The organism is Pseudomonas sp. BF-R-19 (genome assembly GCF_019956445.1).
GTDB lineage: Bacteria > Pseudomonadota > Gammaproteobacteria > Pseudomonadales > Pseudomonadaceae > Aquipseudomonas > Aquipseudomonas fluorescens_BH.
In genome coordinates this window covers 37,578-44,590 of record NZ_JAHBDN010000068.1, presented here as the reverse complement: position 1 = coordinate 44,590, position 7,013 = coordinate 37,578, and the positions used below count along the sequence as shown (strand labels likewise).

At 61.7% G+C, this 7,013-nt stretch carries 5 protein-coding genes; 2 read left to right on the top strand and 3 right to left on the bottom strand.

Annotated features, from left to right (window positions below; translation table 11 throughout):
- On the top strand, nucleotides 1-2,274 hold a 2,274-nt coding region (locus tag KGB28_RS19720; protein WP_223447291.1), incomplete at its 5' end, for a DUF3772 domain-containing protein.
- Nucleotides 2,275-2,304: 30 nt separating this feature from the next.
- On the opposite strand, the gene KGB28_RS19715 is transcribed toward KGB28_RS19720, so the two are convergent.
- Together KGB28_RS19715 and KGB28_RS19710 are read right to left on the bottom strand one after the other, a co-directional pair.
- Nucleotides 2,305-3,795 (bottom strand): aldehyde dehydrogenase family protein, encoded by a 1,491-nt coding sequence (locus KGB28_RS19715; RefSeq protein ID WP_223447289.1) that lies wholly within the window; start codon nucleotides 3,793-3,795, stop codon nucleotides 2,305-2,307.
- A gap of 48 nt (nucleotides 3,796-3,843) precedes the next feature.
- Entirely contained in the window at nucleotides 3,844-4,233 is a 390-nt protein-coding gene (locus KGB28_RS19710; protein ID WP_223447287.1) for a c-type cytochrome, read from the bottom strand.
- 282 nt (nucleotides 4,234-4,515) lie between these two features.
- Here KGB28_RS19710 and KGB28_RS19705 point away from each other — a divergent pair, with 282 nt between their 5' ends.
- The gene (locus tag KGB28_RS19705) at nucleotides 4,516-5,838 is read left to right on the top strand and encodes an alginate export family protein (RefSeq protein ID WP_223447285.1); all 1,323 of its coding nucleotides are present in this window, start codon (nucleotides 4,516-4,518) and stop codon (nucleotides 5,836-5,838) included.
- Between the two features lie 613 nt (nucleotides 5,839-6,451).
- Here the strand turns inward: KGB28_RS19705 and hpaC are convergent.
- Nucleotides 6,452-6,964 carry a 4-hydroxyphenylacetate 3-monooxygenase, reductase component gene (gene hpaC, locus KGB28_RS19700; RefSeq protein ID WP_223447283.1) on the bottom strand — a complete coding sequence of 171 codons (513 nt, stop codon included), beginning with the start codon at nucleotides 6,962-6,964 and terminating at the stop codon, nucleotides 6,452-6,454.
- Nucleotides 6,965-7,013: the final 49 nt, after the last annotated feature.

Sequence of the window (7,013 nt, the reverse complement as noted above, 5' to 3'; positions counted from 1 at the left end):
GCCCCGATCATCAGCATCTCCGACAGCGAACTGCTGGGGGTGCAAAACCAGCTCAACAGCCTCAAGCAGCAGGTTTCCCAGGCCACCAATCACACCCAGCTGGAAAACTCACAGGACCAGATGCAAGTACTGATTCAGGAGATTGAACGCCTGTCCACATCACTGCTGCCTGGACAGGCGCAATTGCAGGCGCAACTGAACGTGCTGGGGCCAGTGCCGCTTGACGAGAACGCACAGGTGACGACTGCCATTACCAGCCAACGAGACACCCTCAGCGAGCAAAAAAACAAGATCGATAGCCAACTCAAAACCCTGGCCGCGCTTAAAACAAGTGCCGCCGAGTTGATCACCCAGATTGGCAGCATTCGGCGCAGCCTGCTGGAAGCGGAGGTGACCCAGCAGACCAGCAGTATCCTGAACCCGGGTTTCTGGTCGCCATTGTTCAATCTTCCAATCGAGGACCGCCAACGTTTCAGCGCCCTCATCGAGCAACTCGAGGTCACGCACCGGGCCGCCTGGCAACCCGGACAACGCGGGATCACGGCCACCCTGCTGTTGCTGGCCCTGGTCATATGGACCGTGGGGCGAAACCTCGCCGGCCGAGTCCTGGCGTGGCTGTGCTTTCATCGAATGCCTGCAGGCCGGCTGCGGCGCAGCTCCCTTGCGCTGGCGTCGGTGATGGCGACGCTGCTGACCGCCGGCATCGCCCTGCAACTGCTGCATTTTGCCGGGACCCGGCAACTGCCCTACCCCCCCCAGCTGGACGACCTGGCCCAATATCTGGAAAAGCTGGCCTATACCTGCGTGCTGATCACCGGGCTGAGTCGCGCGTTGTTGTCGACCAAACATCCTTCATGGCGCCTGCCCGATATTGCCGATCGGGTGGCGCTGGCGATGGAGCCCTATCCGCGGTTGCTGGCCAGCCTGCTGCTGGTGCTGGTAACCCTGGTACAGATGAGCAATGTCACCGGCATGAGCGCCGAAGTGGTGTTGTTCGGTCGGGGCATCGTGGCCTTGGTCGTGGCACTGGTGATCGGTGCGCTGCTGTTGCGCGTCAACAAGACTCGCCGCGACCTGATATCGGCCGGAGAAAATCCCGAAGGCGTCACCACCTTCGCCGGTCTGATTTACACCTTCACCGGCGCGGCCGTGGTGGTGTCCCTGTTCGCCCTGCTGATCGGCTACGTGACGATGGCCCGGTTCATCACCTATGAACTGGTCTGGATATTCATCATCTTCGCCGGCTTCTACCTGCTCGCACAGGTCTACCAGGACACCTGCGACTACGTTTTTTCACCCCGGCAACCCACCGGCAAGGCGATCAAACAACTGCTGGGCATCGGCAATCCACGCCTGGAGCAGATCTGCACCGTCATGTCCGGGGCTGGCCGCGCCATCCTGATGCTGATCGGCGTCATTGCCCTGTTCGTCGGCGGCGTGGGGACGACGCTCGGGCAACTGGTCACCGGCACCGTGGCCATTCTCGGTGGTGAAGGGCTGCGCAAGCTGAACATCGTCCCGGACAATTTGATGCATGCCCTCCTGACACTGATGATCGGTGTCTACCTGATACGCACGCTGCGCCGCTGGCTGGATAACGAGTTCCTGCCGAAAACCGAGATGGCCCCGGGCATGTGCGCCTCGCTCAGCACCCTGTTTGCCAACATCGGCTACGTGTCCGTCGTCCTGCTCACACTGGCGTCGCTTGGGATCAAGTGGACCAACCTGGCCTGGATCGTCAGTGCCCTGTCAGTGGGTATCGGCTTTGGCCTTCAGGAGATCGTGAAGAATTTCATCTCCGGCCTGATCCTGCTCACCGAGCGCCCGGTGAAGGTCGGCGACCTGATCAGCATCAGCGGCGTCGAAGGCGACATTCGCCGGATCAACGTGCGGGCCACGGAAATACAACTGGCCGACCGCTCGATCATGATCGTGCCCAACTCCCACCTGATTTCCCAGAACCTGCGCAACGTCACCCTCGGCGGCAGCGCCCAGGGCGTGGTGATACTCGAACTGATGTTCCCGCTGAACATCGATCCGGAGCTGGTGCAGAACCTGCTGATGGACACCTACACCGAACACGAATCGATCCTGGACAAACCGGCACCGTTCCTGCGCTTCAGTCAGCTGAAACCCGAAGGCATCACCTTGACCGTCACCGGTTATGTCGGCAGCCCACGCACGGTCGGCGCGATCAAAAGCGAGCTGCTGTTTGAAATTCTCAAGCGGCTGGGTGCTGCCGGGATTGAACTGGCGAGATCGCCTGCCGCGTGATGTTCGATCACGCGGCAGGCGGTCGCTGCATCAATGAGCGATACACACCGACTTGAGCTCGGTGTAAGCCTCGATCACCGCACGCCCGAACTCGCGGCCCATGCCCGACTGCTTGACACCACCGAACGGCATCGCCGGGTCGAGCAGCACGTGGGCGTTGACCCACACCGTACCGGCTTCGATGCGCGGCACCAGGTTCATGGCTTTGCCCAGGTCGTTGGTCCACAGGCTGGCGGCCAGGCCGTAGCGGTTGTCGTTGGCCAGTTCGATCACGGCGTCTTCGTCGTCGAACGGCATCACGCCCAATACCGGGCCGAACACTTCTTCGCGGGCCACGGCCATGCTGTGGTCGATGTCCGCCAGAATGGTTGGCTGCACGAAGAAACCATCACCCTCCAGCAACTCGCCGCCAGTCACCACCCGCGCACCTTGCTGGCGGGCCAGTTCGATGTGCTTGAGCACGCTTTGTTGTTGCTTGCGCGACACCAGCGGGTTGATTGCCGCGTCGCAATTCATGCCGGCGCCAATCGGCATCGAGGAGACGACGGCGGCCAGGGCCTCGACGAATTGATCGTGGATCGAACGGTGCACGTAGAAGCGCGAAGCCGCGGCGCAAACCTGGCCGTTGTTCAGCAAGCCGCCGAGGATCGCGCCTTGCACGGCTTTTTCGATGTCGGCATCGGCGAGTACGATCATCGGGTTCTTGCCACCCAGCTCCAGGGAGAAGCGCGTCATGTTTTCCATGCACGCCACGCCGACGCTCTTGCCCACGGCGGTGGAACCGGTGAACGACACTTTGCTCACCAGAGGATGCGCGGTCAGCACGCCGCCAACGGAAGCGCCGCCACCGGTGACCACGTTGAATACGCCGGCCGGGATGCCGGCTTCCAGCGCCAGTTCGGCCAGGCGCATGGCGGTCAGCGGGGTTTCCATGGCTGGTTTGATGATCACCGTGCAACCGGTGGCCAGGGCTGGCATCAGCTTCCAGGCGGCGATCAGCAGCGGGAAGTTCCACGGCACGATGCCGACCACCACGCCCACCGGCTCGCGCTTGGTGAACGCGGTGAACTTCGCGCCCGGTGGCAGCGGTATCGATACATCGAAGGTCTGGCCTTCGATCTTGGTCGCCCAGCCGGACATGTAGCGCATGAATTCCACGGTGGCGTTGAGGTCCAGCGCGCGGGCCATGTTGATCGACTTGCCCTGGCTCAGGGTTTCCAGCTGGGCCAGTTCTTCGGCGTGTTCTTCGACCAGGCGGGTGAAATTCAGCAGGATGCGTTCACGGTCGGCCGGGCGCAGGCTCGACCACACGCCGGACTTGAACGCCTTGTGGGACGACTGCACGGCGCGCTCGACGAGTTCCAGCGGCGCATCCAGGGTTTCGCACAGGGTTTGCCCGGTGGCCGGGTTGACCACGGCGATGCTGTCGCCCTCGGCAAGCACCCACTGGCCATCGATGAAGCAGCCGTGGCGACGTTCGAGGAATGCAGCAACCTGGGGCAGGATTTCAACGTTGCTCATAATTCACCTTTCATTCAGACGAGTTGTTCAGGCGCCAATCCGGCCTGATCAGTGTTGTTCTTTGAGGAAGCACGCGACCGCCTGGCGGTCGTCGGCGGAAGCCAGGCCCATGTAGGGCATGTAGGTGCCCGGCACGAAGGCCTGGGGCTGGGTGATCAATTGCGTGATGTTCTCGGCCTGCCAGTCGACGTCCTTGTCGCGCATGGCCTGGGAGTAGCTGAAGCCCGCCAGCGAGCCGGACTTGCGCCCATACACACCAGACAGGTTCGGCCCCATCATGCCGGTGGTGCCCTTGGTCACCGCGTGGCAGACGCTGCACTCGGTGGCAAACACTTCGGCACCACGGCGCGTGTCCGGGGCGCACTCGGCGGCAGACACCGCCTGAACCAGGGTGAAGGACAGCAAACCGATCAAGGGCAAACGCAGCGAAGTGAACATAAGAAAACGACCTTGAAAATCCACGCGCCCGCCAGCAAGCGAACGCCAACACTGAAAATGCCGAGGCAACGGTGCTTCGGCAGGTTGGTAGGGATTGTCGGTGGTCGTCGGCACGCAGGTTTTGCCCTGCGTGCCAGTTGTGTTGGCCGGGCTGCCAAACCGGGCAATCTGGCATGCACAACCAACTAATTGGCAAACAGGGAAAAGGGCAAACGAAAGTCGCGCCTTAGTATCCGGACAGACCGCAAACCTGCGCTCAAGAACAAGAACGGATGCCACACCATGCTCAAGTCCCCCTTGCTTCGTCTCTCGACGCTCGCGCTGATGATCAGTGCCGGCAATGCCGGTGCCTATGAACTCTACGCCGATGACGACAGCCACCTGAACGCTACCCTCGAAGCAGTGTTCGGCATTTTCCACAGCCAGGAAAACTACGCCCTGTCCGGCCGCCTGAATGAAGGCAGCTCGTCGTGGCGCGAGGGCTACATCAAATACGGCTTGAGCTTCGATCAAGGCCTGGGCGGTGTGGGTACCGCGTACGGCGCGGGGAACATGCTCAGCTCCGGCACTTGGGGCGATGGCGATGCCGCCGGCTTTTCAGATGGCTCGGAACGCACCACCAAGTTCGAAGACGCCTACCTCGGCTGGCGCTCGGCCGATCTGTTCGGTGCGTTGGGCAGTGACGGCGTCGACCTGTCCTTCGGTCGTCAGAACATTGTGGTCGGCGACGGTTTCCTGATCGACGGCGATGCACTGAACATGGGCAAAGGCCTGGCCGACGGCGAGTTCAATCGTGGCGGCGCCTACTACCTGGCAGCACGCAAGGCCTTCGACGAAACCGCCGTGTTACGTTTGGGCGGCAAGGAAGGCTGGCGCAGCGACCTGATGTGGCTCAAATCCGACAACCGCGCCCAGGCCAAGACCGAAATGTACGTCGGCACCCTGGAGCACGTAGCCGAGGCCGGCACGGTCGGCCTGACCTACATCAAGACCACCGACATCGACGAACAGTACGCCTCGCCGATCCAGCTCGAACGCGACGGCATGAAGACCTACAGCCTGCGTGCGGCGGGCAACGCCGGGGTGAAAGACCTGTTCCTGTCCGGTGAATACGCCAAGCAGGACAAACCCAACACCTCCAGCGAAGACGCCTGGTACCTGGAAGCCGGCTGGACCTTCTCCGACGCGGTCTGGACGCCTAGCGCCAGCTACCGCTACAGCCGTTTCTCGGAAGGCTACGACACCCTGTTCTACGGTTTCAGCCGTGGCTACGGCACCTGGTTCCAGGGTGAAGTGGCGGGCAACTACGCCGGGCCATTCAACAGCAATTCGCGCATCCAGAACGTCACGCTGAAAGTCTCGCCACTGGAGAACCTCACCGTCGGCGCGATGTACTTCAACTTCGACACCATCGACCGCAACCTGGGCAACACCGATGGCCACGAAGTCGACCTGTACGCCGAATGGCACGTCAACGACCACCTGACCGTGATGCCACTGGTGGGCATCTACCAACCGGACAAGAGCGCCGAAGACGGTGGTACCCAACTGGGTAACAACGACAGGAACGTCTACGCCCAGGTGGTGTTCGCCACCGGTTTCTGATTTCGGCTATGGGCAACGGCGTTGTCGTTGCCAACGTGGAAGTTGAATCAGTTGGTGGGGAGCTTTCGTATCTGAGATTTGCAGTGCCTGATACACCGCCTTCGCGAGCAGGCCCGCTCCCACACTGGATTTTTGCCATACACAAATCTTGTGTTCACCAGAGATCCCTGTGGGAGCGGGCTTGCTCGCGAAGAGGCCATCACATCCAACATCGCTGCCGCCTGACACTCCGCCTTCGCGAGCAAGCCCGCTCCTACACTGGATTTTTGCCATACACAAATCTTGTGTTCACCAAAACTCCCTGTGGGAGCGGGCTTGCCCGCGAAGAGGCCATCACATCCAACATCGCTGCCGCCTGACACTCCGCCTTCGCGAGCAAGCCCGCTCCTACACTGGATTTTTGCCATACACAAATCTTGCGTTCACCAGAGATCCCTGTGGGAGCGGGCTTGCTCGCGAAGAGGCCATCACATCCAACATCATCGTTGACTGACACACCGCCATCGCGAGCAAGCTCGCTCCCACAGTTGATCTCAGCCGTACACAAACTTTGTGTTCACTAGAGATTCCTGTGGGAGCGAGCTTGCTCGCGATTGAACGATAACGCGGTCTGTCAGCAATGCGCCCCGGCATGCTCAACGCGATGAAACAACCGGTTGAAATACACCAGGCTGTCGCGCGGTTCGCGCACGCCCACCTTCGTCAGCTCCACGAACATCACCGAGTGCGAGCCCACCTCCTTGCACTCGCTGATCCGCCCTTCGAGCTGCACCAGGGCATCGCGCAGCACCGGTACGTCGGCGGCACCGTCGTCCCACAGGTCCCAGGCGAAGCGTTCGTCCATCGGCACCTTGGTCATGCCGGCGAAATGCCGGGCCAGTTCTTCCTGCTCGCCACACAGCACGTTGACGCACAAGTGGCCGTTGGTGCGGAACACGTCGTGGGTGGCGCTGTTGCGGTTGACGCACACCAGCACGGTGGGTGGCGAATCGGTCACCGAGCACACGGCGCTGGCGGTGATGCCGCAACGTCCGCCGGGGCCGTTGGTGGTGATGATGTTCACCGCGGCAGGCAGCTGCGCCATGGCGTTGCGAAAGTCGATTTGCTGCTGGCTCAGGTCGGCCATGTCGATGCCCCTTCCTTCAGGAGGGCCGCTATCTTGCGGCCCGTAGGTG